Annotated in this window: 24 protein-coding genes; 10 read left to right on the forward strand and 14 right to left on the reverse strand. The window is 73.5% G+C overall.

Features of this window, described 5'->3' with window-relative positions:
• Window positions 1–14: 14 nt before the first annotated feature.
• Together FHX71_RS07100 and FHX71_RS07105 are read right to left on the reverse strand one after the other, a co-directional pair.
• Window positions 15–944 carry a M23 family metallopeptidase gene (locus tag FHX71_RS07100; RefSeq protein WP_182615043.1) on the reverse strand — a complete coding sequence of 310 codons (930 nt, stop codon included), beginning with the start codon at window positions 942–944 and terminating at the stop codon, window positions 15–17.
• A 156-nt stretch (window positions 945–1,100) separates the two neighbouring features.
• A complete protein-coding gene (locus FHX71_RS07105) occupies window positions 1,101–1,433 on the reverse strand; it encodes a PEP-utilizing enzyme (RefSeq protein ID WP_182615044.1) in 333 nt (110 codons plus the stop codon).
• A gap of 112 nt (window positions 1,434–1,545) precedes the next feature.
• Between FHX71_RS07105 and FHX71_RS07110 the strand changes: the two genes are divergently transcribed.
• Both FHX71_RS07110 and FHX71_RS07115 read left to right on the forward strand, forming a co-directional pair.
• A complete protein-coding gene (locus tag FHX71_RS07110) occupies window positions 1,546–2,178 on the forward strand; it encodes a transcriptional regulator (protein ID WP_312876951.1) in 633 nt (210 codons plus the stop codon).
• Between the two features lie 9 nt (window positions 2,179–2,187).
• Window positions 2,188–2,781 (forward strand): histidine phosphatase family protein, encoded by a 594-nt coding sequence (locus tag FHX71_RS07115; protein ID WP_182615046.1) that lies wholly within the window; start codon window positions 2,188–2,190, stop codon window positions 2,779–2,781.
• Window positions 2,782–2,894: 113 nt separating this feature from the next.
• Here FHX71_RS07115 and FHX71_RS07120 read toward each other — a convergent pair whose 3' ends face one another.
• On the reverse strand, window positions 2,895–3,317 hold the full coding sequence (locus tag FHX71_RS07120; RefSeq protein WP_182618536.1) for an NUDIX hydrolase: 423 nt from the start codon (window positions 3,315–3,317) through the stop codon (window positions 2,895–2,897).
• A 148-nt stretch (window positions 3,318–3,465) separates the two neighbouring features.
• Between FHX71_RS07120 and FHX71_RS07125 the strand changes: the two genes are divergently transcribed.
• Window positions 3,466–4,173, forward strand: a complete 708-nt coding sequence (locus FHX71_RS07125; RefSeq protein ID WP_182615047.1) for a dienelactone hydrolase family protein — start codon at window positions 3,466–3,468, stop codon at window positions 4,171–4,173.
• A 19-nt stretch (window positions 4,174–4,192) separates the two neighbouring features.
• Here FHX71_RS07125 and FHX71_RS07130 read toward each other — a convergent pair whose 3' ends face one another.
• The 4 genes from FHX71_RS07130 to FHX71_RS07145 all read right to left on the reverse strand — a co-directional run bounded on the left by FHX71_RS07130 (window position 4,193) and on the right by FHX71_RS07145 (window position 7,942).
• Window positions 4,193–5,056 carry a patatin-like phospholipase family protein gene (locus FHX71_RS07130; RefSeq protein WP_182615048.1) on the reverse strand — a complete coding sequence of 288 codons (864 nt, stop codon included), beginning with the start codon at window positions 5,054–5,056 and terminating at the stop codon, window positions 4,193–4,195.
• Window positions 5,057–5,212: 156 nt separating this feature from the next.
• The gene (locus FHX71_RS07135) at window positions 5,213–5,836 is read right to left on the reverse strand and encodes a cation efflux transmembrane domain-containing protein (RefSeq protein ID WP_182615049.1); all 624 of its coding nucleotides are present in this window, start codon (window positions 5,834–5,836) and stop codon (window positions 5,213–5,215) included.
• A 163-nt stretch (window positions 5,837–5,999) separates the two neighbouring features.
• Window positions 6,000–6,818, reverse strand: a complete 819-nt coding sequence (locus tag FHX71_RS07140; RefSeq protein ID WP_182615050.1) for an ABC transporter permease — start codon at window positions 6,816–6,818, stop codon at window positions 6,000–6,002.
• Window positions 6,815–7,942, reverse strand: a complete 1,128-nt coding sequence (locus tag FHX71_RS07145) for an ATP-binding cassette domain-containing protein (RefSeq protein WP_182615051.1) — start codon at window positions 7,940–7,942, stop codon at window positions 6,815–6,817. The genes FHX71_RS07140 and FHX71_RS07145 overlap by 4 nt, the downstream gene beginning before the upstream one ends.
• A 114-nt stretch (window positions 7,943–8,056) precedes the next feature.
• On the opposite strand from FHX71_RS07145, the gene FHX71_RS07150 reads away from it, so the two are divergent.
• Window positions 8,057–9,046: a helix-turn-helix transcriptional regulator gene (locus FHX71_RS07150; RefSeq protein ID WP_182615052.1), complete on the forward strand. Its 990-nt coding sequence runs from the start codon at window positions 8,057–8,059 to the stop codon at window positions 9,044–9,046.
• A 139-nt stretch (window positions 9,047–9,185) separates the two neighbouring features.
• Window positions 9,186–9,746 carry a hypothetical protein gene (locus FHX71_RS07155; RefSeq protein ID WP_182615053.1) on the forward strand — a complete coding sequence of 187 codons (561 nt, stop codon included), beginning with the start codon at window positions 9,186–9,188 and terminating at the stop codon, window positions 9,744–9,746.
• 203 nt (window positions 9,747–9,949) lie between these two features.
• Here the strand turns inward: FHX71_RS07155 and FHX71_RS07160 are convergent, their stop codons facing one another.
• Both FHX71_RS07160 and FHX71_RS07165 read right to left on the reverse strand, forming a co-directional pair.
• On the reverse strand, window positions 9,950–10,645 hold the full coding sequence (locus FHX71_RS07160) for a response regulator (RefSeq protein ID WP_182615054.1): 696 nt from the start codon (window positions 10,643–10,645) through the stop codon (window positions 9,950–9,952).
• Entirely contained in the window at window positions 10,642–12,357 is a 1,716-nt protein-coding gene (locus FHX71_RS07165; RefSeq protein ID WP_182615055.1) for a sensor histidine kinase, read from the reverse strand. Before FHX71_RS07165 ends, FHX71_RS07160 begins: the two co-directional genes overlap by 4 nt.
• Before the next feature lie 130 nt (window positions 12,358–12,487).
• On the opposite strand from FHX71_RS07165, the gene FHX71_RS07170 reads away from it, so the two are divergent.
• The 4 genes from FHX71_RS07170 to FHX71_RS07185 all read left to right on the forward strand — a co-directional run bounded on the left by FHX71_RS07170 (window position 12,488) and on the right by FHX71_RS07185 (window position 16,584).
• Window positions 12,488–13,906: a cation:dicarboxylate symporter family transporter gene (locus FHX71_RS07170; protein WP_246402305.1), complete on the forward strand. Its 1,419-nt coding sequence runs from the start codon at window positions 12,488–12,490 to the stop codon at window positions 13,904–13,906.
• Between the two features lie 275 nt (window positions 13,907–14,181).
• Complete coding sequence (locus tag FHX71_RS07175) at window positions 14,182–14,928, forward strand: SDR family oxidoreductase (protein ID WP_182615056.1); 747 nt, start codon at window positions 14,182–14,184, stop codon at window positions 14,926–14,928.
• Window positions 14,925–15,815 (forward strand): SDR family oxidoreductase, encoded by an 891-nt coding sequence (locus FHX71_RS07180; protein ID WP_182615057.1) that lies wholly within the window; start codon window positions 14,925–14,927, stop codon window positions 15,813–15,815. The genes FHX71_RS07175 and FHX71_RS07180 overlap by 4 nt, the downstream gene beginning before the upstream one ends.
• A gap of 142 nt (window positions 15,816–15,957) precedes the next feature.
• On the forward strand, window positions 15,958–16,584 hold the full coding sequence (locus FHX71_RS07185; RefSeq protein ID WP_182615058.1) for a TetR/AcrR family transcriptional regulator: 627 nt from the start codon (window positions 15,958–15,960) through the stop codon (window positions 16,582–16,584).
• A gap of 106 nt (window positions 16,585–16,690) precedes the next feature.
• Here FHX71_RS07185 and FHX71_RS07190 read toward each other — a convergent pair whose 3' ends face one another.
• The 5 genes from FHX71_RS07190 to FHX71_RS07210 all read right to left on the reverse strand — a co-directional run bounded on the left by FHX71_RS07190 (window position 16,691) and on the right by FHX71_RS07210 (window position 22,917).
• Complete coding sequence (locus FHX71_RS07190) at window positions 16,691–17,737, reverse strand: AEC family transporter (RefSeq protein WP_182615059.1); 1,047 nt, start codon at window positions 17,735–17,737, stop codon at window positions 16,691–16,693.
• 79 nt (window positions 17,738–17,816) lie between these two features.
• Window positions 17,817–19,145: an enolase C-terminal domain-like protein gene (locus FHX71_RS07195; RefSeq protein WP_182615060.1), complete on the reverse strand. Its 1,329-nt coding sequence runs from the start codon at window positions 19,143–19,145 to the stop codon at window positions 17,817–17,819.
• Window positions 19,142–20,791, reverse strand: a complete 1,650-nt coding sequence (locus tag FHX71_RS07200) for an aldehyde dehydrogenase (NADP(+)) (protein ID WP_182615061.1) — start codon at window positions 20,789–20,791, stop codon at window positions 19,142–19,144. The genes FHX71_RS07195 and FHX71_RS07200 overlap by 4 nt, the downstream gene beginning before the upstream one ends.
• 26 nt (window positions 20,792–20,817) lie before the next feature.
• Window positions 20,818–21,810 carry a 5-dehydro-4-deoxyglucarate dehydratase gene (gene kdgD, locus FHX71_RS07205; protein WP_246402308.1) on the reverse strand — a complete coding sequence of 331 codons (993 nt, stop codon included), beginning with the start codon at window positions 21,808–21,810 and terminating at the stop codon, window positions 20,818–20,820.
• Window positions 21,811–22,032: 222 nt separating this feature from the next.
• A complete protein-coding gene (locus FHX71_RS07210; RefSeq protein ID WP_182615062.1) occupies window positions 22,033–22,917 on the reverse strand; it encodes a LysR family transcriptional regulator in 885 nt (294 codons plus the stop codon).
• Between the two features lie 136 nt (window positions 22,918–23,053).
• On the opposite strand from FHX71_RS07210, the gene FHX71_RS07215 reads away from it, so the two are divergent.
• Complete coding sequence (locus FHX71_RS07215) at window positions 23,054–24,109, forward strand: tripartite tricarboxylate transporter substrate binding protein (protein ID WP_246402311.1); 1,056 nt, start codon at window positions 23,054–23,056, stop codon at window positions 24,107–24,109.
• Window positions 24,110–24,117 lie beyond the last annotated feature (8 nt).

The raw sequence follows: 24,117 nt of genomic DNA on the forward strand, positions 1-24,117 counted from the left end.
TCGCAGGAACGGCGTCAGCCGCAGTGCTCGAACGGGCTCGTGTAGCTGGTGGAGCCCACCGAGCCGCCCCACTTGACGCAGGTGCCGGGCGCGGACCGCTTCACGGGGCCCGCGTAGTACCCGAAGCTGCCCGAGTCCGTGCTGCGTGACGCGCCCTGCGGCTCCAGGAACGCTGAGACCGCCGTCGGCGTGCCGAGGTTGGTCGACTTCAGGGTGACGACGCAGTTGTTGCCGTTGCCGGAGTTGTAGAGCAGGTAGGTGCGCCCCACGCTGCCGAGCGCCGCCTGGTCGATCACCGCGAAGCCGCTGCCGCAGACCTCCGCGGGCGTGTACGGGTTGCTCGACCCGCCGCAGCCGTTGGTGCTGCTGACGGCCTTCTTCTGGCCCACGGAGACGGTCACGCCGTCGACGGTCGGCGAGGTGTCGACCACGCCCGAGGAGCTGCGCTGCTCGTAGTGCAGGTGCGGCGCCTGGGAACCGCCGGTGGAGCCGACGGTCCCGATGACGGTGCCCTGGCTGACCGACATGGTCTGGCCCGGGTTGCGCACCATCGTGGCGAGGTGGGCGTACCGCGTGCGGGTGCCGTCGCCGTGCACGACCTGCACCCACTTGCCGTAGCTGGTGCCGCCCTCGTCGTCGAAGGTGGCGGTGCCGCCGGCCGTGGCCCGGACCGTCTCGCCGTTGACGGCGTCGCCGCCGTAGGTCTGCCAGTCGATGGAGCCGTTGGGGCTGTGGCCGCCGCTCCAGTTGTTGGCGTAGAACGTCTTGCCGCAGCTGAACGGCGACTTGTGGGAGGTCGCCAGCACGACGGCGCCGTCGTGCACGGCACCGGCCGGTACGGCGGCCGAGGCCGCGGCGGGCGAGGCGACCAGGGCGAGCGCGGCCAGCGCCGCGAGCGCCCACCGCCTCGGGGATCTTCTGCGGAACGGGGAGGTGACGGTCATCGGTGCTCTCCATCCAGGGGTCGGACTTCTGGTCTGACGCCGGAAGGCTGGCACGGCACCCGCGCCGGTGCCCATGGGGAGGGCTGCCCCTGGACGGCTCGGTGTCGGTCGTGCGGGGCGCGCGCACGCCGAGCGCCCACCGGGCACGCGCGAGCCTCAGCCCGTGACCCGCCCGGCCCCGCCGTCGACGGTGACGGTGGCGCCGTCGGGCAGCGCCGTCATGGCGCCGGGGACGGCGAGCACGGCGGGGATGCCGTGCTCCCGCGCGACGATCGCCGCGTGCGACAGCACGCCGCCGGTCTCGGTGACCACGGCGGACACGACGCCGAACAGGGCGGTCCAGGTGGGCTCGGTGAAGCGGCACACGAGCACGTCGCCGGGGCGGACGCGCGCGAAGTCGTCGGGGCCGTGCACCACGCGGGCCGGCCCGGCGGCCTGACCGGGGCTGCCGGGCGTCCCGGCAAGGTCGATGGCGGAACTGTCCGACATGGCTTCCTCCCTGGGCGAACCCGCCCCCGTTGACACCGGCCACGGGGACGTTGCACGGTGCACTATGGCCCACATCCCGGTTCTCGGCAGATCCTCTCAGCCTGAGCTGCTCGTGCTCCACTCCGTCCGCATCCAGGGCATGGCGGACGACGACGCCGTCGCGGCGCGGTTCGACCTCGACCACGCGGACGCCCACGAGCTGCTGCTGGACGACGAGGCGTACGGCTGGGTGCGGCGTGCCGCCTTCGGGGGCACGGCGGGCTGGTCGCTGACGGACCGGGGCCGCGCCGAGGACGACCGGCGCCTCGCGGAGGAGCTCGCGGACGTGGACGCGCGCTCGCTGGTGGAGCAGGCGCACGAGAGGTTCGGGCCGCTGAACGCCCGCCTGCTGCAGGCGTGCACCGACTGGCAGCTCCTGCCCGAGAAGGACGACCGGCTCACCCCGAACCACCACACGGACGCGGAGTGGGACAGCCGCGTGCTCGACGAGCTCGGGGCGCTGCGCGACGAGCTACGGCCGCTGGTGGCCTCGCTCGCCTCGGTCCTGGCCCGGTTCGAGGGGTACGACACGCGGTTCGCCGCCGCGCTGGACCGGGCGCGGGACGGGCAGGGCGAGTGGGTGACCGGCACCGGGATCAGCTCGTGCCACACCGTCTGGATGGAGCTGCACGAGGACCTGCTCTCGACCCTGGGCATCCCGCGCGAGGCGGAGCCGGAGGGGCCTGAGGGAGCGGCCGGCCGCTAGGTTCGTCGCATGGCGACCAGACATCTCTACCTCGTGCGGCACGGTGCGGCGGACGCGTTCGGCGAGCTGACCGACGTCGGACGGCGGCAGGCGCACCTGCTCGGCGAGCGGCTGGCCGGGCTGCCCGTGGACGCGGTGTGGCACTCTCCGCTGCCGCGCGCCGCAGCGAGCGCGCGCGTGCTCGGCGAGCACCTGCCGGACGCCCCCGTGGCCGAGGCCGCCGAGCTGGTCGACCACGTGCCCTACGTGCCCGCCGCCCCGGACCTGCCGGCGGCCTGGGCCGGGTTCTTCGACGGGTTCGACGACGCCGAGCGCGCCCCGGGCGAGCGGCTCGCCGCGGCGCTGGTCGACCGGTTCGCGAGGCCCGCCGACGTCGAGACGCACGAGGTGCTGGTGACCCACGCGTTCCAGGTCGCCTGGCTGCTGCGGCACGCGCTCGACGCGCCGCCCGCCCGCTGGCTCGGCCTGAACAGCGGCAACACGGCCCTGACCGTCATCGAGTACCGGGACCGGACGCCGCCGAGCGTCGTGCTGTTCAACGACATGGGGCACCTGCCGGCCGACCTGCGCTGGACGGGCTTCCCGCCGTCGGCCCGCCCCTGACCCGCCCAGCCCCTGACCCGCCCCGCCCCTGGACTCGCCCGGCCCTGGACGCGGCCCGGCCCTGACGTGTCAGACGTACAGGTCCCTCGGGGGACCTGTACGTCTGACACGTTCTAGGGGATCAGGCCCGCCCAGCGGCGGGACAGGTCCACCAGGGCGACCCGGTCGAGCGCGTCGACCTCCTCGGGCGTGTGCCACGCGACGCCGTCGGTGCTGCCGTCCTGCTCGACGCGCAGCTCGCCGCCCGTGACGTGCGCGCGGTACACGATCCGCAGCGCCTGCCGCGGACGGTCCGCCGCGGGCACACGCTCCGCCGCGAACACGAAGCTGTCGACGCCGAGCAGGCCGTCCAGCTCCACGTGGTATCCGGTCTCCTCGAGGACCTCCCGGACGGCGGCGTCCGCCGGGTGCTCGCCCGGGTCGATGCCGCCGCCGGGCATCGTCCAGCCCTCCTGCGTGCCCTCGGACCAGTGGGGCAGCAGCAGCCGGCCCGCCTCGTCCGTGATGACCGCGTACGCGGCGACCCGCAGGTCCATGGTCCCGTCGATGCTGGTGAACATGGCGCCCATCATGCTGCAGGGCGGGCTCTATGCATCATGCATATCTGCTGGTACGGTCCGACGGCGACACCCGGCCGGGCGCCGTCGTCGGCTCCCCGGCCGCACCTGAGAGCAGGAGGCAACCGTGCACCCCGGACACACCTCGGTCCCCGCCGGGGACGGACCGTTCCCCGGCATCGTCGTCGTGCACGACGCCTACGGGATGACCGCCGAGCTGCGCCGCGTCTGCGACCACCTCGCCGCCCAGGGCTACCTCGTGCACGCCCCGTCGATGTACCAGCGCGGACGCTGCCTGCGGCAGACCTTCGCCAGCTTCGTCGCTGACCAGGGCCCCGCGTACGACCGGCTGGAGGCCGAGCGGGCGGCGCTCGCGGCCCGGCCCGACTGCACCGGTCGGGTCGGGGTCATGGGCTTCTGCCTGGGCGGACGCTTCGCGCTCGTCGCTGCGGGCCGCGGCATGTTCGACGCCGCTGCGGTCAACTACGGCCTGCTGCCCGCCGGCAAGCAGGACCCGGCGGAGCTCGACCGTATGCTGTCGGCCCCCTGCCCGGTCGTGGCGAGCTACGGCGACCGGGACAAGGTGGTCGACGTCGCCGAGGTCGGCAAGCTCCGGGCGGGCCTGGAGCGCAAGGGCGTCCCGGTGGACCTCAAGGTCTACCCCGGGGCGACGCACTCGTTCCTCGCGCAGTACACCGGCCCGCTCGGCCTGCTGATGCGGGTCCAGGGCATGTCGCACGACCCGGAGGCGTCGGCGGACGCCTGGGAGCGGACGCTCGCGTTCTTCGGGGAGCACCTGGGCGGGGTCCCGACGGCGGAGGCCGGGCAGGGCTGAGGCCGCGTACGCGGCGTCGTCAGGCGAAGAGCGCGGCCAGCTCCGCCGCCTGGGCCCGCCCCACCGCGCGGCCCGCGCGGGCCGACGGCGCCCGCGTGGCGGGCGAGAGCGGGTTGATGCCGAACGCTTGGGCGGACGCGTCGTCGGCGCTGATCACGAGCACCTTCGCGGGGGCCAGCGCCGCGGCCTGCTCGGCGACCGACGGGCCGAACAGTGGCGGCGTGCCGGGGCGCTGCGGCGTCACGACCAGCACGTGGTCGGCACCCGCGGCGAGGTCCACGTTCGCGACGGAGCGGATGCCGCCGTCGATGTAGCGCCGGTCGCCGATCGTCACCGGCGGCCACACCCCGGGTACGGCGCAGCTCGCCGCCACGGCGTCCAGCAGCCGCACGCCCGAGTCACGCCGGAACGCGGCGAGCTCGCCCGACCCGGCGTCGACGGCCGGGATGACCAGGTCGGTGTCGGGCCACTCGGTGGTCGGCAGGTGCGCCTCGTGCTCCTTGAGCCGGGCCGCCTCGGCGGTGGTGGGCATGGCCAGCACCATCGCGCCGATCCTGCGGCGGAACTCGATCGGTTCGGGCGGGGTCCCGTCCGCCGTCGGCTCCATCGCGGCGGCCCAGCCCGCGACCATGGCGGGCCCGTCGAACTCGACCTCGACGTCGAAACCGTCCTGGTCGAGCTGCGCCTCGTAGAGCACGTCGAGCGGCGTGCCGCTCGTGATCTGCGCGGCGACGGCGGAGCCGGCGGACGTCCCGACGACCCGTCCGGCGCCGATGAGGCGGGCCGCGAGGTCCCGGTCCTTGTCGGCGATGCCCTGCAGCACGCCCAGCTCCCAGGCGACGCCGGCGACGCCGCCACCCCCAAGTACGAGTGCGTAGTTCATCCTTCGACGTTACGGCGCCCCCTTTCCCGGGGCGCGCCGCCGAGGGGTGATTCCCAGGGTGACCTCTCGTTCGTTGAGTGCTGGGTATTTGTCCTCTGCAACCGGTTGCAGAGGACAAATACCCAGCACTCAACGAAGCGGGGTTGGGTGGGTGGGTCAGGCGATTTGGTCGCCTGCGGCCGCCTTCGCGGCCAGGCGTTCCTCCTCGCTGACCTCCCAGACCTCGTGGGCGGCGTGCAGGGCCAGGAGGATGATGACGCAGCCCAGGACCAGGTCGGGCCAGCCGGAGCCGGTCCACGCGGTGACCAGGCCCATCGCGATGATCGCGACGTTGACCAGCACGTCGTTGCGGGCCGAGAGGAACGCCGCCCGGCCCAGCGCCCCGCCCTGGTGGTGGGCCCGGGCCAGCAGCCAGGCGCTGACCCCGTTGACGACGATCGCGCCGAGCGAGGCCAGCACCAGTGGCCCGACGTCGGGCGCCGTCGGGCCGGAGAACCGGCCCACCGCCTGCCAGGCCGCCACCGCCGCCGGCCCCAGGATGATCACGGCCATGACCTTGCCCATCAGGGCGCGCCGGGCCAGCGGCCAGCTCAGGGCGACCAGGATCAGCAGGTTGATCGCCGTGTCCTCGAGGAAGTCGACGCTGTCGGCGAGCAGGGAGATCGAGCCGGCGGTCAGGGCCACGGTGAGCTCGACGAAGAAGTAGGCGAAGTTGAGGATCGCGACGATCAGCACGGTCCGCCGCAGGCCGGCCAGGCGGTCCTCGGGTCTCGGGGTCACGCAGACATTCTGCCGGGCGGGTACGTCACCTACGAGACCGGGGTTTCTTCGCTTTGACGGGCGTCAAAGCGAAGAAACCCCGGTCTCGAAGGGAATTGCGGCTCGCGGCCGACGGCGGACGGCGGCCGGTCGCACGCCGCGGGCGACCGGCCGCGGTCCGCTGTCAGTCCGTCGAGCGGATCATCGCCCGGACCCCGACCGTCAGGCCGACGGCGGCCGTGACCAGCGCCGCCACCCAGCCCCAGGCCACCGTCGACGAGAAGACGTCGCCCGCGAACGCGGCACGGCCCGAGTCGACGACGTACCGCAGCGGGTTGACCGTCGACACGGCCCGCATCCACGCCGGCCCGGTCTCCAGCGGCAGCAGCATCCCGGACAGCAGCATCACCGGGAACAGCACGGTCTGCTGCACCACCCAGAACATCCACTCCTGCTTCCGCACGGCGAGCGCCAGCGTGTACGACAGGGCCCCGACGCCGACGCCGAGCACCGCGAGCTGCAGCAGCGTGAGCACCGCGCCGAGCGGGTCGGGGCGCAGGCCGAACGGCAGCATCACGAGCAGCACCACCGCCGACTGGGCGAGGATCGGCACCATCTCCTTCAGGGCGCGGCCCACGAGCTGCGCGGGGCGGGACAGCGGGGTCACGAGCATCCGCTCGTGCACGCCCGACGAGAGGTCGAGCTGCAGGTTCGAGCCCGTCACGGACGTGCCGAACAGTGTGGTCATCGCCAGCACGGCGGGCACGAACCACAGCCAGACGTCGCCGCCGAGGGTGCCGCCGGCCGAGCCTGCGAGCAACGGACCGAACAGGCCCAGGAAGACGAGGGGCTGCACCAGCCCGAAGACGACCGAGAACGGGTCGCGGATCACGGGTGCGAGCTCGCGCCGCAGCACGATCCGGGTGTCGCGCACGAAGCCGCGGCGGGGGAGCGGGCGCCCGGCGGACGTCGGCGTGGTGGGGGTCAGGGTCGCGGCGCTCATGCCAGGACCTCCTTCTTGGTCGGAGCGGACGTGCTGGTCGTGGCGTCGCCGGTCGTGTCCGGGCCGTCGGGCCCGTCCGGCCCGGCGCCGTCGACGCCGGTCTCGCGCAGGCTGCGGCCGGTCAGGCCCAGGAAGACGTCGTCGAGCGTCGGGCGGGCGACGTCGACCCGGCGCACGCCGATCCCGGCGGCGTCGGCGGCGCGGAGGAGGCCGGGCGTGGCGCCGGGGCCGTCCGCGGTGCGGATCTCGACGGTGCTCTCCCGTTCGGTGTGCGCCCCCTGCGCCCGGACGCCCAGCGCCCCGGCGGGCACCCCCGCGACCACCCCGCCGTCGGCCACCCGCACCGACCGGGTTCCGGGCGCGCGCTCGGCGATCGCGGCGAGGGCCGCTCCGTGCTCGTCCGACACCCGCAGGGTGACGAGGTCGCCCGCGAGCTCGGCCTTCAGGGCGTCGGCGGTGTCGTCGGCGATGACCTGCCCGTGGTCCACCACGATGACCCGTTCGGCGAAGGTGTCCGCCTCGTCGAGGTAGTGCGTGGTCAGCACGATCGTCATCGGCTCGGCGGCCGCGGTACGCATCCGCAGGATGTGCTCCCACAGATTCGCGCGGTTGTGCGGGTCCAGCCCGGTCGACGGCTCGTCGAGGAACAGCAGCGACGGCGCGTGGATCAGCCCGACGGCGACGTCGAGGCGGCGCTTCTGCCCGCCCGACAGGCTCTCGACCTTGCGGTCGGCCTGCTCGGTCAGGTCGAGGGCCTCCAGCAGCTCAGCGGCGCGGGCCTTGGCGGTGCGCCGGTCCAGACCGTAGATCTCGCCCTGAGTGACCAGCTCGTCGCGGACGTGCTGGGACGCGCCGCCGGCGCCGCCCTGGCCCACGTAGCCGATGGCGGCGCGGACCCGGTCGGGGTGGTCGACGACGTCCCAGCCGGCGACCTCCGCCGTGCCCGACGTCGGCTGGATGAGGGTGGTCAGCATGCGCAGGCTGGTGGTCTTGCCGGCGCCGTTGGGGCCGAGCACGGCCACCAGCTCGCCCGGCTCGACGTCCAGCGAGATGCCGCGCACGGCGTGGACGGTGCGGGTGCGGCTCACCACGAAGTCCTTGGTGAGTGCTCGGGTGCGGATCACGATGTCTCCTTCTTGCGGTCCGTGCGTTCGGTCGGTTCCTGCTCTGCGGTACTCCCTCAGACTTCCCGAGGTAGCGGTCAGCTCCTGGCCTCTACTGCGTGCGATCCTGAATTCGTGCTCGAGACCTCCGGACGCCTCCTCGCCCTCCTGTCGCTGCTGCAGGCCCGCCGCGACTGGCCCGGCGCGCTGCTCGCCGACCGCCTGGGTGTCAGCCCGCGAACGGTCCGCCGCGACGTCGACCGGCTGCGCGAGCTCGGCTATCCCGTCAACGCCACCAAGGGGCCCGACGGCGGCTACCGCCTCGACGCCGGGGCCGAGCTGCCCCCGCTGCTGTTCGACGACGAGCAGGCGGTCGCCGTCGCCGTCGCGCTGCGCACCGGCGCCATCCCCGGCGCCGAGGAGGGGGCGCTGCGCGCACTGGCGACCATCCGCCAGGTCATGCCGGCTCGCCTGCGGGCGCGTCTGGACGCGCTCGAGGTGACCACGGTGCGGCGTCGGACCGGGCCGGAGGAGCCCGCCGTGGACCCCGACGTGCTGCTCTCGCTCGGCTCGGCGTGCCAGGCGCGCGAGGTGGTGCGGTTCGACTACGAGGGCGGCACCATGCCCGCCGTCGGCGAGGGCGACGCCGCGTTCCGGCCGCCGCGCCGCGTCGAGCCGCACCACCTCGTCAGCGCGGAGGGCCGCTGGTACCTCGTCGCGTTCGACCTCGACCGCGACGACTGGCGGCTGTTCCGGGTGGACCGCCTCACGCTCCGGTCGGGCACCGGGCCGCGGTTCGTCCGCCGGGAGGTGCCCGGAGGCGACGTCGCCGGGTTCGTCGGGCCGCGGATCAGCGGCTCCCGCTCACCCGTGCGCGGCGAGGCGGTCCTGCACGCGCGGGCCGCCGACCTCGCGCCGTGGATCGGCGGGCACGGGCTGTGCGAGCCGCTGCCCGACGTCGACGGCGAGCCGCGCTGCCGCGTCGTGCTGGGCTCGTGGTCCTGGGGCGGGCTCGCCGGACGGCTCGGCGTCTTCGACGTGCCGTTCGAGGTGGTGGGTCCGCCCGAGCTCGTCGAGGCGACCCGGGCGCTGGCCGGCCGGTACGGGGCGGCGGTGCGGGACTGACGCCGCGCCCGCCGTCGGGCCTGGTGCCTGACCGCCGTCCGACCCCGCGCCTGACCTGCGGGAAAGGGCGCGCCTGGGGGGAACCGCACAGTATGTTGAGGCGTTCCCCGAACACCCGACCCCGACAGAGAGCGTGCGCATGACGAACCTGGCCGACTTCACCGACGACGAGCTCGACCCGATCTTCGACGCGCCCGGAGCCGTGCTGAAGGGCGCGACCCTCGCCGACGGCCGCCCGGGAGCGTTCCAGTTCCTCAAGGAGATGACCTCGGGCGCCAAGGTGTTCCGGGAGGCGCAGGAGCACGAGAACGACTTCGTCCGGTCGGTCGCGCTCGGGATGCGTGAGCGGATCCAGGCGCAGGACGCCGCCGAGGCCGAGGCCGCGGCGAACCCCGCCTCGCAGGTCGGCGTGGCGGCCGCTGCCGCCGCCACCGAGCGCGCCGCCACGGAGGGCGCCAAGCCGGACCCCGAGGGCGAGACGGCGCGCGCGGTCGCGCTGTCCGCCGCCGCCGTCGCGCTGCTGCGGGCGCGCGGCGACGAGAAGGACGCCGTCGCCTACGGCGAGTGGCTGCTTCGCATCGCCGGGCAGGTCGCCGAGGCGTCGAGCACCAAGCTGGGCGGGTTCTTCAGCAAGCGGGTCAAGGTCACCGAGGGCGAGCAGGCCTTCATCGACCGGCTGACGGCGGCCGTCGCGCCCTGACGCCGTCCGCCGCGGCGGCGTGCCCGCCGCCGTCGTCGTCCGCCGCCGTCGGGCACCGGCCGGCCGTCGTCCGCCGTCGGCCGCAATCCCCTTCGAGACCTAAGTTTCTTCGCTTTCGCGAGGCTGAAAGCGAAGAAACTTAGGTCTCAAAGGGAACCCGGCCAGTGGGGCCGTGAGTCGCGGCCGAGCCACAGCGCCAGGCGTCACGCCTGCCGCTGGCGCGCGTACTCCAGCTCCGGCCGGCCCCGCATCCCGTACCGGGGCGCGCGGGTCGCGACGCCGCGGTCCGCGAGGAACTCCAGGTACCGGCGGGCCGTGATCCGCGCCAGGTGCAGCTCGTCGGCCACCTCGCTCGCGGACAGCGCGCCGGAGGCCCGGGCGAGCAGGTCGGACACGGTGTCCAGGGTGTCCTGGGACAGCCCCTTCGGCAGCCCGGCGGCGTTCGAGGTGCGCAGCGCGGCGAACGCGGTGTCCACCTCGCGCTGGCTCATCGTCGAGACGGGCGAGCGCATCTGCTCGAAGTACTTGCGGTACGCGCCGAGCTTCTCGGCGAACAGCCCGAACGTGAACGGCTTGATGAGGTACTGCACCACGCCGACGGCCACCGCCTCGCGCACGACCTCTAGCTCGCGGGCCGCGGTCACGGCGATCACGTCCACGACCAGGCCCGCCGCGCGGAGCTGCCGGCACAGGACCAGGCCGTGCCGGTCGGGCAGGTTCATGTCCAGCAGGAGCAGGTGCACCTCCTGCCCCTCGGTCTGCGCGTCGCGCAGCGCTCGGACGGCCTCGCTCGCGGTGTGCACCACCCCGGCCAGCTCGAACCCCTCGACGCGGCGCACGTACTCGCCGTGCGCCTCGGCGGTGCGGTGGTCGTCCTCCACGACCAGGACCCGGATCACCCGCGGCCGCCGGGCCCGGTCGGTCCGGCCAGGGCAGGCGGCCCGACGACGGCGCCGTCGTCGGGCGTGCCGCCGCCCGGCGCCTGGTCGGGGCGGGGGAGCGTGACCGTGAAGACCGCGCCGGTGCCCGCCGCACGCGTCACCTCGATGTCGCCGCCGAGGCTCTCGACCACCTGGCGCACCAGCGCCAGGCCGTAGCCGCGGCCGCCCGCCGCGGCGGCCTTGGTGCTCCAGCCCTGCTCGAAGATGCGGCCGACGTCGGCGTCGGCGATGCCCGCGCCGCTGTCGGAGACCTGGAAGACCAGGGAGCCGTCGTCGCCGTTGGCGAGGTAGACCTCGACCCAGGCCTCGGTCGCGCCGTCCAGCGCCCGGGCGGACGCGGCGTCGATCCCGTTGTCGATGAGGTTGCCCAGGACCGTCACGACGTCCACGGGCTCCAGCCAGTGCGTGCCCGGCGTCAGGTGCGTCTCGAAGTGCATCTCGACGGCGCGCTCGCGGGCCTGCGCGGCCTTGCCCAGCACGAGCGCGGCGATCACGGGCTCCTCGATCGCCTGGACCACCCGGTCCGTGAGCCGCTGGCCCAGGTCGCGCTCGCTCGCGATGAACCGCAGCGCCTCGTCGCTGCGGCCCAGCTCGATGAGCGTCGCGATGGTGTGCAGACGGTTGCTGAAGTCGTGGGTCTGCGCGCGCAGCGCCTCGGAGATGGTGCGCACCGACGACAGCTCGCCCGTGACGCGCTGCAGCTCGGTGCGGTCGCGCAGGGACACGATCTCGCCGAGGTTCCGGCCCGACGCCGCTGCCGTGTCCCGGCCCACGAGCAGCACACGGTCGCCCACGCGGACCGGGCCCTCCGGGGCGGTGCCGACCAGCACGTCGTGCACGGCGGGGGACAGGCGCGCGTCGTCGACGGCGAACGGCGCCGTCAGGTCCTCCGCGTCGAGCAGCCGCAGGGCCTCGTCGTTGGCGAGCACCACCGTGCCGTCCTCGACCAGGAGCATCCCCTCCTCGACCGAGTGCAGCACCGCCTCGTGCGCGGTGAACAGGTGCGCCAGCTCGTCCGGGCCCTTGCTCTCCGTGATGCGGTCCAGCCGTCGGGCGAGGATGGTCGCGGCGACGGCGCCCGTGCCGAACGCCAGGAGCGTGCCGACGCCGACGATCACCAGGCGCGGCACGATGCTGTCCCAGAGCCGGTCGAGCGTCACGCCGGCGGACACCATGCCGACCACCTCGCCGTCGTCGGTGACCACGGGGACGACGGCGCGGACCGACGGGCCGAGCGTGCCGTCGTACACCTCCGTGAACGTCTCGCCCCGCAGCGCCGGCGCGGTGGTGCCGACGAACTGGCGGCCGATCTGCCACGTGTTGCGGTGCGTGTACCGGGTGCGGTCGGTGTCCATCACGGTCAGGTAGTCGATCTCGGTGGTCGCCATGACGCGCTCGGCGTACGGCTGGAGCAGCGCGGAGACCTCGGCGACGGTGCCCTCCCGGTCGGTGCCGGCGTCGGCGTGCGCCTTCGCGACGGTGTCGATCACCAGCGACTCCGCCGCGACCGTCGCCGCCAGGTCGGTGCTCTCCTTCGCGGCGTGCGACTCCGCCGACGACCGGGCGTCCAGCGCCAGCAGCCCGAACACGATCACGGCCCCGGCGAACAGCAGCGCCGTGTGCACGGCGAGGAACCACCTCGCGATACTCGCACCCCGTCGCTGCGCCACGGGACCCATTGTGACCCGCCCGCGCCGCGCCGGTGACCGCGGCGAGAACACTATGTACGCAATGGTGGGGTTCGCCGTCCCCGCCAGCACTCTTGTCGCTGACCACACAGCGTTGTGAGAGGAACACACCATGGCGGTAACGCAGCCCGCCGGCGCCGGGACCACCCCGCGCCGCCGGCTCGACAAGAGTCACTACCTGTACATCGCGGTGATCGTGGCCGTCGTGGCCGGCGTCATCGTGGGCCTGGCCTCCCCGGAGACCGGAGTGGCGCTGAAGCCGCTCGGCACCGGGTTCGTCGCCCTCATCAAGATGATGATCTCGCCCGTCATCTTCTGCACCATCGTGCTGGGCATCGGCTCGATCGCGAAGGCCGCCACCGTCGGCCGGGTCGGCGGGCTGGCGCTGCTCTACTTCATCGTGATGTCCACGTTCGCGCTGTTCATCGGCCTGCTCGTCGGCAACGTGCTGCACCCGGGCGAGGGCCTGAACATCGCGGAGGCCAGCTACGAGGCGGAGGGTGAGGCCGCCGGCCTCGTCGACTTCGTGCTCGGCATCATCCCGACCACGCTCGTCTCGCCGCTGACCGGCGAGTCCGTGCTGCAGACCCTGTTCGTGGCGCTGCTCGTCGGCTTCGCGATCCAGCAGCTCGGCGCCCGCGGCAAGCCCGCGCTCGACGCGATCCGGATGATCCAGGCCATCGTCTTCCGCGTCCTGACGATGATCCTGTGGGTCGCCCCCGTGGGTGCGTTCGGCGCCATCGCCGGCGTCGTCGGCGAGACCGGCTGGGGCGCCGTCGTCGCGCTCGGCACCCTGATGCTCGGGTTCTACCTGACCTGCATCGTGTTCATCGCCGTGGTGCTGGGCGCCGTGCTCTGGTTCGTGGCCCGCGTGAACATCTTCCTGCTCATGAAGTACCTGGCGCGCGAGTACCTGCTCATCGTCAGCACGTCGTCGTCCGAGGCGGCCCTGCCGCGCCTCATCGCCAAGATGGAGCACCTGGGCGTGTCCAAGCCCGTCGTCGGCATCACCGTGCCGACCGGGTACTCGTTCAACCTCGACGGCACGGCGATCTACCTGACGATGGCGTCGCTGTTCATCGCCTCCGCGATGGGGACGCCGCTGTCCGTGCCCGAGCAGATCGGCATGCTCGCCTTCATGATCATCGCCTCCAAGGGCGCCGCCGGGGTCACCGGCGCCGGCCTGGCGACGCTCGCGGGCGGCCTGCAGACCTACCGCCCCGACCTGGTCGACGGCGTGGGCATCGTGGTCGGCATCGACCGCTTCATGTCCGAGGCCCGCGCGCTGACCAACTTCACCGGCAACGCCGTGGCCACGGTCATCATCGGCACCTGGACCAAGGAGATCGACCGCGACCGCGTGGACCAGGTGCTGGCCGGCGCGATCCCGTTCGACGAGGCCGCGGCGAACGACCTGCACGGCCCGGAGGACGCGGCCGCCTCGGACGGCGGGGAGGCTGACGGCGACGTCGACGACGCCGACCGCACGGGCGGCTCGCGCACGAAGGTGGCGGAGCCCACCGGCGTCTGACGACATCAAGGACCGACGACGGCCGGGGAACTCTGGGGGAACCTCGGCCGCCGTCTGAAAGGTCCGCCGCCGGCAGGCGGTCACGCATGCTCTCCGGTTTCCGGGCGTGCGCGACATCCTGCCGGGGGCGGGCCTTCGTCGTTCCCGGGGCCCGGTGTGCCGGGCTGGTACGTCCGGAAGTGGTGTGCGGGAATATATGGACGGCGCGTGCACTTCTGTGTTTATATGAACGCACAGTCCACATCGAGACCGCACAGGAAGCAGGGAGCAACCCCATGAGCACCACCGACACCAGCACCACCCGCGTCGCCCTCGTGACGGGCGGGTCCGGCGGCATCGGCCGCGCCGTCGTCCAGCGGCTCGCCGCCGACGGGTTCGCCGTCGTCGTCCACTACGCGGGCAACCGGGCCCGGGCCGACGAGGTCGTCGCGGCCGTCCAGGCCTCGGGCGGCCAGGCGCTCGCCGTCGGCGGGGACGTCGCCGACGAGACCGCCATGACCGCCGCCTTCGACGCGGCCACCGCGGCGTTCGGCGGCGTCGACGTCGTCGTCAACACGGCCGGGATCATGATTCTCGGCCCGGTCGCGAGCTTCGACCTCGACGACCTCGACCGCATGCACCGCACCAACATCCGCGGCACGTTCGTGGTGGCCCAGCTCGCCGCGAACCGGCTGCGCCCCGGCGGCGCGCTGATCAACTTCTCGACGTCGGTGGTGCGTACGCAGTTCCCGGCCTACGCCGCGTACGTCGCCAGCAAGGCCGCCGTCGAGGGCATGACGCTGATCCTGGCCCGCGAGCTGCGCGGCAAGGACATCACCGTCAACGTGGTGGCCCCCGGCCCCACGGCCACCCCGCTGTTCCTGAACGGCAAGGACGAGCAGACCGTCCAGAACCTGGCGAACGCCGTGCCGCTCGAGCGCCTCGGCCAGCCCGAGGACATCGCCGAGACCGTCGCCTTCCTGGCCGGCCCCGCGCGCTGGGTCAACGGTCAGGTCATCTACACCAACGGGGGCCTGGCATGAGCGCCGTCGTCGTCATCACCGGGGCGTCGAGCGGGTTCGGGGCGCTGACGGCGCGCGCCCTGGCCGCCGCGGGCCACACCGTCTACGCGGGCATGCGACAGACCGAGGGTCGCAACGCGCCCCAGGTCGACGCCGCGCGGGCCTGGGCCGCCGAGCACGGAGCCGACCTGCGGCCGGTCGAGCTCGACGTGAGCTCGCAGGAGTCCGTGGACCGCGCCGTCGGCCAAATCGAGGCCGAACGCGGGCACGTGGACGTGCTGATCCACAACGCGGGGCACATGGTCGTCGGACCGGCCGAGGCGTTCACGCCGGAGCAGCTCGCGCAGCTCTACGACGTCAACGTGCTGTCCGCGCAGCGCGTGAACCGGGCGGTCCTGCCCGGCATGCGGCGCCGCGGCGCGGGCCTCGTCATCTGGGTCTCCAGCTCCAGCGTCAAAGGCGGCACCCCGCCGTACCTGGCGCCGTACTTCGCGGCGAAGGCGGGCATGGACTCCCTCGCGGTGTCGTACGCCGCCGAGCTGGCCCGCTGGGGCGTCGAGACGTCGATCGTGGTGCCCGGCTCGTTCACGAGCGGCACCAACCACTTCGCGCACGCCGGCCACCCCGCCGACGCCGCGGTCGAGGCCGACTACGAGACCCGCTACGCCGGGCTGATGGGCCAGGTCGCGGAGAAGCTCGCGGCCCTGGCGCCCGACGCCGACGTCGCGCTCGTCTCCGACGAGATCGCCCGCATCGTCGCGCTGCCCGCCGGGCAGCGGCCGTACCGGGTGCACATCGACCCGGCCGACGACGGCTCCGAGGCAGTCTCGGACCTCGCCGACCGCACCCGCGCCGAGTTCCTGGAGCGCGTGGGCCTGCCGGACCTGCTCACGGTGCGCACCGCGTGACCGGCGCCGCGCCGGCCGTGCCGAGTGGTCGGCAGAACGTCAGGTGGTCGGCAGCCCGGACTACCGATCACCTGACATCCTGCCGATCACGCGGATCAGCGACGGGCACCCTCCTAGACTGCGGGGGCCAGGAGGAGGGGACATGACGGACCAGGTAGCGGCGTCCGACGTCGGACAGCCGGGCGCGCGGGCCCGGGGGCGCGGGCGGCGGCCCGCCGACGAGGTGCGCGCGGACGTGCTGCGCACCGTCGGCGAGCTGCTGCTGGCCGAGGGCATCGCCGACCTGACGTTCGAGCGCGTCGCGCGCCTGTCCGGCGTCAGCAAGACGACGCTCTACAAGTGGTGGCCCTCCAAGGGCGCGCTGGCCCTGGACGGCTACTTCCACGCCGTGCAGCAGACGCTCGCCTTCCCCGACACCGGCGACATCCGCGTGGACCTGCGCGACCAGCTCCGGGCGTTCGTGCACCTCATGACGACGACGCCCGCGGGGCGCATCCTCGCGGAGCTGATCGGCCAGTCGCAGACCGACCAGGACCTCGCCGTCGCCTACCGCACGCTGTACTCCTCCGAGCGGCGCCGCCTGGCGGCCGAGCGGCTGCGGGCGGCGCAGGAGGCGGGGCAGGTCCGCGACGACGTCGACGTGCAGGTGGTGGTCGACCAGCTCTGGGGCGCCGTCTACCACCGGCTCCTGGTCCCGGACGAGCCGGTCACGGAGTCGTTCGCCGACGCCCTGGTGCGCAACGTCCTGACGGGCATCACGCCCCGCTGAGCTGAGCCTCCGGCCGCAGCTGAGCGTAGGTCTGGTCGCACTCTGGGCGCCCAGAGTGCGACTACCCCTACGTTCGACGGCGCCGTTGTCGGCGCCGCCGGCGGCGTCAGCCCAGGAGCAAGGTCACCAGCAGGGAGACCGGCAACGCCAGGAGCATGCTCAGGAGGGTGACGTCGCGGACCGACGTCGTCGCCAGGCGGAAGTGTCCCGCGAACAGGAACACGTTCTGCGCCGTGGGCAGCGCCGCCATGAGCACCACGCCGAGCAGGTCCAGGCCGTCCAGCCCGAACAGGAACCGGCCGACCACCCAGGCCAGCACCGGCATGACCAGCGACTTGAGCACGGTGCCCAGCACCACCTCGGCGCGGGCGTCCCGGCCCAGCGGCCGCTGACCGCGCAGCGACATGCCGAACAGCAGCAGGAGCAGCGGCACCGACGCGTGGCCGAGCATCTCGACCGGCTGCCCGAGCACCGCGGGCAGGTCCACGGAGAACGCCGCGGCCAGCAGACCGAGCCCCGTCGCGACTGTGACCGGGTTCGCGAGCGACCGGGCGAGGGTCGCGCCGAGGGAGCGGGAGGGCCCGGCGCTGTCGGCAGCCGCGGCGGCAGCGCCGTCATCGGCACCGGCTCCAGCAGCGGCACCGGCGTCGGCAGCGGGGGAGGCGCCGTCGTCGTCGGAACGGGCAGGAGCGAACCGCCCCGCCCGGTGCCGGCACCACGCGAACACCGATAGGTACAGCGGCGCGACCACCAGGAGCTGCGCGATGAGCACCGACACGACCGGGGCGGCGGTGCCCACCGCGTACAGCGCGATGGGCACCCCGATGTTGCCCGCGTTCACGTACGAGCTCGCCATGGCGCCGGCCGCGACCGGCCCGGCGGGCCGCCGCAGCAGCCCGCCGGCGACCAGCGCGTAGAGCAGCCCCGTGGCCGCCGCCGTGATCAGCGCGATCGGGGTGTAGGTGCGCAGGACGGCGCCGAGGTCGGCGTCGGACATGAGCAGGAACATCAGCGCCGGGTTGGTGATGTAGTACACCAGCGGCGCGATGCCGCGCTGCATCGCGCGGGCCTCGCCGGGCAGTGCCCACGCGGCCACGAACCCCACCCCGACGAGCACGAGCACGATCGCGAACCCGAGCAGCACCCCGCTCATGAACCATCCCGCTGAGTGCTGGGTATCTGCGGGGTCGTGGGGCATTTGTCCCGCAAAAAGCCAGCACTCAACGAGGGGGTCAGCGGACCAGGCACGGGCGCTTCGGGTCGAAGGCCCAGCCCGGGACCAGGTACTGCATCGCCAGGGCGTCGTCGCGGGCGCCCAGGCCGTGCTTCAGGTACAGCTCGTGCGCGGCGGCCAGGCGCTCGCGGTCCAGCTCGACGCCGAGCCCCGGCGTCGTCGGCACCTGGATCGCGCCGCCGGCGATCTGCGGCGGGGCCGTCGTCAGGCCCTGCCCGTCCTGCCAGATCCAGTGCGTGTCCAGCGCCGTGATCTCGCCGGGCGCCGCCGCCCCGACGTGCGTGAACATGGCCAGCGAGATGTCGAAGTGGTTGTTGGAGTGCGACCCCCAGGTCAGCCCGAACTCGTGGCAGAGCTGGGCCACCCGCACGGAGCCCGCCATGGTCCAGAAGTGCGGGTCGGCCAGCGGGATGTCGACGGCGCCCGCGCGCACGGCGTGCGCCATCTCCCGCCAGTCGGTCGCGATCATGTTGGTCGCCGTCGGCAGGCCCGTCGCCCGCTTGAACTCGGCCATCACCTCCCGGCCGGAGAACCGGCCCTCGGCCCCGCACGGGTCCTCCGCGTAGGCGACGACGCCGCGCATGCGCCGGCCCAGCCGGATCGCGTCGGCCAGCAGCCAGCCGCCGTTGGGGTCGAGCGTGATCCGCGCGTCGGGGAAGCGCTCCTTGAGCGCGACGACGGTGTCCACCTCCAGGTCACCGGCCTGCACGCCGCCCTTGAGCTTGAAGTCGGTGAACCCGTACCGCTCGGCGGCGGCCTCGGCCAGGCGCACGACGGCGTCCGGCGTCATCGCCTCCTCGCGGCGCAGCCGCCCCCACGCGTCGGACTCGTCGTCGCCGCGCAGGTACGGCAGGTCGGTCGCGCCCGGGTCGCCCACGTAGAACAGGTACCCGAGCATCGGCACGGCCTCGCGCTGGACGCCGTCGCCGAGCAGCTCCGCGACGGGCACGCCCAGGTCCTGGCCGTGCAGGTCGAGCAGCGCGGACTCCAGGGCCGTGACTGCGTGCACCGTGGTGCGCAGGTCGAAGGTCTGGAGCCCGCGCCCGCCCGCGTCGCGGTCGGCGAACGCGCGGGCGACGTCGCGCAGCAGGGAGCGGTACCGCGCCACCGGCTGCCCGACGACGATCGCGCCGGCCTCCTCGATCGTCGCCCGGATCTTCTCTCCACCGGGCACCTCGCCCAGCCCCGTGCGGCCGTCGGAGTCGGTGACGATCGCGACGTTCCGCGTGAAGAACGGGGCGTGCGCGCCCGACAGGTTCAGCAGCATCGAGTCGTGGCCCGCGACGGGCACGACCTCGACGCGGGCGATCGGGGGGTGCGCGCTCACCGCGCGGTCCCCGCGGTCTCCGGGGCGGCGTCCGCCTTCGTGACGTCGGTCTCCGTCGCACCCAGCACGACGTCGAGCACGCCGTCGACCCGCCGCGTCAGGTGCCACGGGTTGTCCGACCGGACCGGCTCGGGCAGCAGGTACTCCGGCAGGTTCTGGTAGGCCACGGGCCGCAGGAACCGCTCGATCGCGAGCGTGCCCACCGAGGTGGTGCGCCCGTCCGACGTCGCGGGGAACGGCCCGCCGTGCACCATCGCGTGCCCCACCTCGACGCCGGTGGGCCAGCCGTTCGCCAGGATGCGACCGGCCTTGCGCTCCAGCACGGGAAGCAGGGCGGCTGCGGTCTCGCGGTCCGACTCGGTCAGGTGCAGCGTCACGGTGAGCTGCCCCTCCAGGCGTTCGACGGCGGACAGCAGCTCGTCGGCGTCCGAGTACCGGACCACGAGCGAGGCCGCGCCGAAGATCTCGGCCTGGAGCACGGGGTTGCTGAGCAGGGTCGGCACCGCGCTGGCGAAGACCGCGGGCGCGGGGGCGTTCTCCGTCGCGCCGGGGGACCCGGCCCCGACGAGCGAGACGCCGTCCTGCGCGGCGAGCGTGTCCACGCCGTCCTGCCAGGCCTGTGCGATGCCCTCGGTGAGCATGGTCTGCCCGGCCGCGGCGGCCGCTGCGCGCCCGGCGGCGGCCACGAACGCGTCGCCGCGCTCGTCGTCCGGCACGAACACGAGGCCCGGCGCGGTGCAGAGCTGGCCCGAGGAGCCGGTCACCGACGTGAGGTACGCGGCGGCCAGGGCGTCGACGTCGCCCGCGAGGGCGCCGTCGAGCAGGATCGTGGGGTTGATCGAGCTCATCTCGGCGTAGACGGGGATGGGCACGGGGCGGGCCGCGGCCGCCGCGACGAGCGCGAGGCCGCCGCCGCGGGAGCCGGTGAAGCCGACGGCCTGGATCACCGGGTCGGACACGAGCGCCTGGCCCACGACCTTGCCCGGCCCGTAGACCAGGGAGAACACGCCGGGGTGCAGCCCGGACGAGGCGACGGCGTCGGCCACGGCGCGGCCCACGAGCTCGGCCGTGCCGGGGTGCGCGTTGTGCGCCTTGACCACCACGGGGCAGCCGGCCGCCAGCGCGGACGCGGTGTCGCCGCCCGCGGTGGAGAAGGCGAGCGGGAAGTTGCTGGCGCCGAACACGGCCACGGGGCCGACGGGCACCTTGCGCTGCCGGATGTCGGCGCGCGGCAGGGGAGCGCGGTCCGGCAGGGCGGGGTCGATCCGCACGCCACGGTGGTCGCCCTGGCGCACCACCTGCGCGAACAGGCGGAGCTGGTTCGTGGTGCGGGCGACCTCGCCCGTCAGGCGGGCCGCCGGGAGGCCGGTCTCCTGCATGGCCCGCGCGACGACGTCGGGCGCGACGGCCTCGATGTTGGCCGCGACCTGTTCCAGGAAGCGCGCGTGGGGCTCGGGGGCGAGCGCGGAGAAGGAGGCGAACGCCTCCTGTGCGGCGGCCGTCGCCCGGGCGACCTGCGCCTCGTCGAGCAGGGAGTAGGCGGGTTCGAGCGCCTGGGCCGAGGCCGGGTCCTGCCCGGCGAAGGTGCCGGCGGTGCCCGGAAGGGGCGCGCCGGCGACGATCGAGTGGCCGGTGAGCTGGGTCATCGCATGTCTCCTTGAGGGCGTTCGGGTCAGCCGGCCAGGGTGTCGACGGCGGCGTCGGCGTCGGCCGTAGTGCCGGCCGGGGCGCCGTCGGCCGGAGCGGGCCGCACTCCGGCGGCGTCGAGCAGGGCGGAGAGGTCCGCGAGGTCCTGAGCGGTGAGGTCCTGCAGGGGCGCACGCACGCTGCCCATGTCGCGGCCGATGGCCTTCATGCCGCCCTTGACGATGGACACGCCGTAGCCCTTGGTGCGGTCGCGGATGTCGAGGTACGGCAGCACGAAGCGGCGCAGCTTCTCGGTGACGGCGGCGTGGTTCTGCGCCCGCACGTCCCGGTAGAACTCCAGCGCGAACTCGGGCACGAAGTTGTACATGGCCGAGGAGTAGGTGCTCATGCCGAGCTGGAGCAGCGGCAGGGCGTAGGTCTCGGCGGTGGGCAGGCCGCCCAGGTAGAACAGCCGGTCGCCGTTGGTGGCGTAGACGCGGGTGAGGTGCTCGATGTCGCCGATCGCGTCCTTGAACCCGATGAAGTTCGGGTGCCGCTCGGCGAGCCGGGCGACGGTGGTCGCGGAGTAGATCGCGTTGCCGCGGTTGTAGACGATGACGCCGAGGTCGGTCGCGGCGCACACGGCGGAGGCGTGCTCCAGCAGGCCGTCCTGGTCGGCCTCGGTGAGGTACGGGGGCAGCAGCAGGAGCCCCTCGGCGCCGGCGTCCTGCGCGGCGCGCGCGTTCTCGATCGCCTGGGCGGTGTTGCCGCCCGCGCTGCCGAGCACGGGGGTGCGCCCGCCGGCGGTCTCGACGGCGAGGCGCACGACCTGCGCCGACTCCTGCGGCGTCAGGCTGAAGCCCTCGCCAGTGCCGCCCGCGGCGAACAGTCCGCCGATGGGGAAGCTCGACTGCCAGTCGATGTGGTCGCGGTACCGCTGCTCGTCGACCGCCCCGTCCGCGGTGAACGGCGTGACGGGGAACGACAGCAGCCCGTCCTTCAGGGCGACGGCGAGCTCCTGCGGTGCATACGTGGCCAAGGTGGTGGCCCCCTCCTGTGACAGACGTCGACGATGGCGACTGGTCGGGCTAGGTTCTCGCGGCCACGGTAGGAACGCTCCACGATGCCTGTCCAAGCCCGATCGTGCATCAATTCATGCCCACGAGGTATCACCCGCCCGTGGGGCATTCGTTGAGTGCTGGGTATTTGTGGCTTCGAAACGATTCGAAGCCACAAATACCCAGCACTCAACGAGCGGGGTTCAGCGGGTGGGGTCGGGGTGGAGGTAGCGGAGGAACTCGTGGAGGGCCGGGTTCTTCGAGGTGCGGTCCCAGATCGCGTGCAGCTCGACGACGCCGTGCGGGACGTCGAGCTCCACGAACGTCACGCCCGGCAGGCCGAGCAGGCGGGCCGACTCCGGGACGAACGCCACGCCGCGCCCGGCCGCCACGAGCGAGCACATCGTCAGGATCTGGCTGACGACGTGCACCACGTTCCCGTGCTCGACGGCGATGTAGCGCACCACCATGTCGTAGAAGTACCGCGCCTTGGTGGGGTGGTGCCCGACGACGGGCTGGTCGCGCAGGTCGGCGGCGGTCACGGGCCGGTCGAGCCGGGTCAGTGCGTGCCCCGGCGGCACGGCCAGCACCAGGTCCTCCGACAGCAGGAGCCGGGAGTCAAAGCTCTCCTGGTCGAACGGCGGCCGGCCGAGCGCCAGGTCGAGCTCGCCGCGCCGGATCGCCTCGATCTGCTCGACCGTGACGAGCTCCTGGAGGTCCAGGTCGACGTCGGGCATGAAGTCGGTGATCTCCTGGACGAGCGTGCCCAGCAGGCTGAACCCGGACGCGGCGGTGAAGCCGAGGCGCAGCACGCCCGCGCGGCCCGCGGCGATCTTCCGGGCCAGCGCGGGGGCGGCGTCGGCGGCGGTCAGGAGGCGCCGGGCCTCCTCCAGGAACACCGCGCCGGCCGTCGTCAGCTCGACGTGCCGGTTGTCCCGTTCCAGCAGGGGGACGCCGACGGCGCGTTCCAGCTTCTGGACCTGACGGCTCAGGGGCGGCTGGGTCATGTTGAGTCGTTCTGCCGCGCGGCCGAAGTGGAGCTCTTCCGCGACGGCGAGGAAGCAGCGGACCTGATCGAGGGTGTACACGATGGCCTTTCCGGGATTGATGCATTCCGAGAATCAAGCAATGCAGTAAGAGGCTTAGACAGGCATCGTATGGGCTTCCTATGCTCAACGCCCGACCGGCAGATGCCCGTCGGAGATCTCAACGAGGAGAGCTGTGATGACAACTCCTACCCCCCGAAACCCGCGCCGCGGCGCACCTTCCGGTGCCCGCCGCAGCCCGCTGACCAGCAGGGTCGCGCTGGGCGCCACCGCCGCGCTGTCCGCCCTGACGCTCGCCGCGTGCGGCGGCAACGTTGGCGCCGCCGGCGGCGGTGAGGGTGAAGACTTCCCGTCCGGCCCGGTGACCATCACCGTGGGCCAGGACGCCGGCGGGTCGACCGACCTGATCGCCCGCGCCGTCGCCGAGGGCATGGCCGAGGACCTCGGCGTCGCCGTCCCCGTCGTCAACCGGGCCGGGGCCAACGGCGCCGTCGCGACCGAGGAGGTCGCGGGCAAGCCCGCCGACGGCTACGAGCTGGTGCTGCTGAACGCCTCTCTCATCACGATCACGCCGCTGGCCGTGTCCGAGGACGAGGCCGTCGACCTGGCCGACCTCGACGTGATCAAGGGCCTCTCGCAGGACGACTACGTGCTGCTCGCCAGCAAGGACTCCGGGTTCGAGACCCTCGACGACCTCAAGGCCGGCTCGGGCGACATCAAGTACGGCACCACGGGTGTCGGCACGGGCTCGCAGCTCGCTCAGGCGGCGCTGTTCGCGCAGGCCGAGATCGACGGCACGGCCGTCCCGTTCGACTCGGGCTCGCCCGCGCTGACCGCCGTCGTCGGCGACCAGGTGCAGGTGGCGACCGTGCAGCTCGGCGAGGCCAAGCCGCAGATCGACGCCGGGAACGTGGTGCCGCTGCTCGCCTTCTCGGCCGAGCGCAACCAGTTCCTGCCCGACGTGCCGACCGCCGTCGAGGAGGGCTACGACGTGCCCGTGTCGCAGTACCGCGCCCTGGCCGCCCCCAAGGGTCTGCCCGAGGATGTCAAGGCCCGCCTCGTCGAGTCGATCGACGCCGCCATCGCCACGGACACCTACACGTCGTTCAACGAGAACAACCTGCTGACCCCGCACGAGATCTCGGGCGAAGAGGTCACCACGGAGTGGACCGAGCTCGCCGAGAAGTACCAGGCGCTCACCGAGGAGTACGACATCAGCCTCGCGGAGGGCTGATCCCTCGT

It is taken from the genome of Promicromonospora sukumoe, assembly GCF_014137995.1.
In the GTDB taxonomy this organism is placed as follows: Bacteria; Actinomycetota; Actinomycetes; order Actinomycetales; family Cellulomonadaceae; genus Promicromonospora; species Promicromonospora sukumoe.

Coding starts and splice junctions, on each gene's coding strand:
- FHX71_RS07185 (WP_182615058.1), top strand. CDS start 15,958: ATGACGGACCAGGTAGCGGCGTCCGACGTCGGACAGCCGGGCGCGCGG.
- FHX71_RS07140 (WP_182615050.1), bottom strand. CDS start 6,818: ATGAGCGCCGCGACCCTGACCCCCACCACGCCGACGTCCGCCGGGCGC.
- FHX71_RS07115 (WP_182615046.1), top strand. CDS start 2,188: ATGGCGACCAGACATCTCTACCTCGTGCGGCACGGTGCGGCGGACGCG.
- FHX71_RS07200 (WP_182615061.1), bottom strand. CDS start 20,791: ATGACCCAGCTCACCGGCCACTCGATCGTCGCCGGCGCGCCCCTTCCG.
- FHX71_RS07120 (WP_182618536.1), bottom strand. CDS start 3,317: ATGGACCTGCGGGTCGCCGCGTACGCGGTCATCACGGACGAGGCGGGC.
- FHX71_RS07130 (WP_182615048.1), bottom strand. CDS start 5,056: ATGAACTACGCACTCGTACTTGGGGGTGGCGGCGTCGCCGGCGTCGCC.
- FHX71_RS07170 (WP_246402305.1), top strand. CDS start 12,488: ATGGCGGTAACGCAGCCCGCCGGCGCCGGGACCACCCCGCGCCGCCGG.
- FHX71_RS07100 (WP_182615043.1), bottom strand. CDS start 944: ATGACCGTCACCTCCCCGTTCCGCAGAAGATCCCCGAGGCGGTGGGCG.
- FHX71_RS07175 (WP_182615056.1), top strand. CDS start 14,182: ATGAGCACCACCGACACCAGCACCACCCGCGTCGCCCTCGTGACGGGC.
- FHX71_RS07215 (WP_246402311.1), top strand. CDS start 23,054: ATGACAACTCCTACCCCCCGAAACCCGCGCCGCGGCGCACCTTCCGGT.
- FHX71_RS07190 (WP_182615059.1), bottom strand. CDS start 17,737: ATGAGCGGGGTGCTGCTCGGGTTCGCGATCGTGCTCGTGCTCGTCGGG.
- FHX71_RS07155 (WP_182615053.1), top strand. CDS start 9,186: ATGACGAACCTGGCCGACTTCACCGACGACGAGCTCGACCCGATCTTC.
- FHX71_RS07180 (WP_182615057.1), top strand. CDS start 14,925: ATGAGCGCCGTCGTCGTCATCACCGGGGCGTCGAGCGGGTTCGGGGCG.
- FHX71_RS07105 (WP_182615044.1), bottom strand. CDS start 1,433: ATGTCGGACAGTTCCGCCATCGACCTTGCCGGGACGCCCGGCAGCCCC.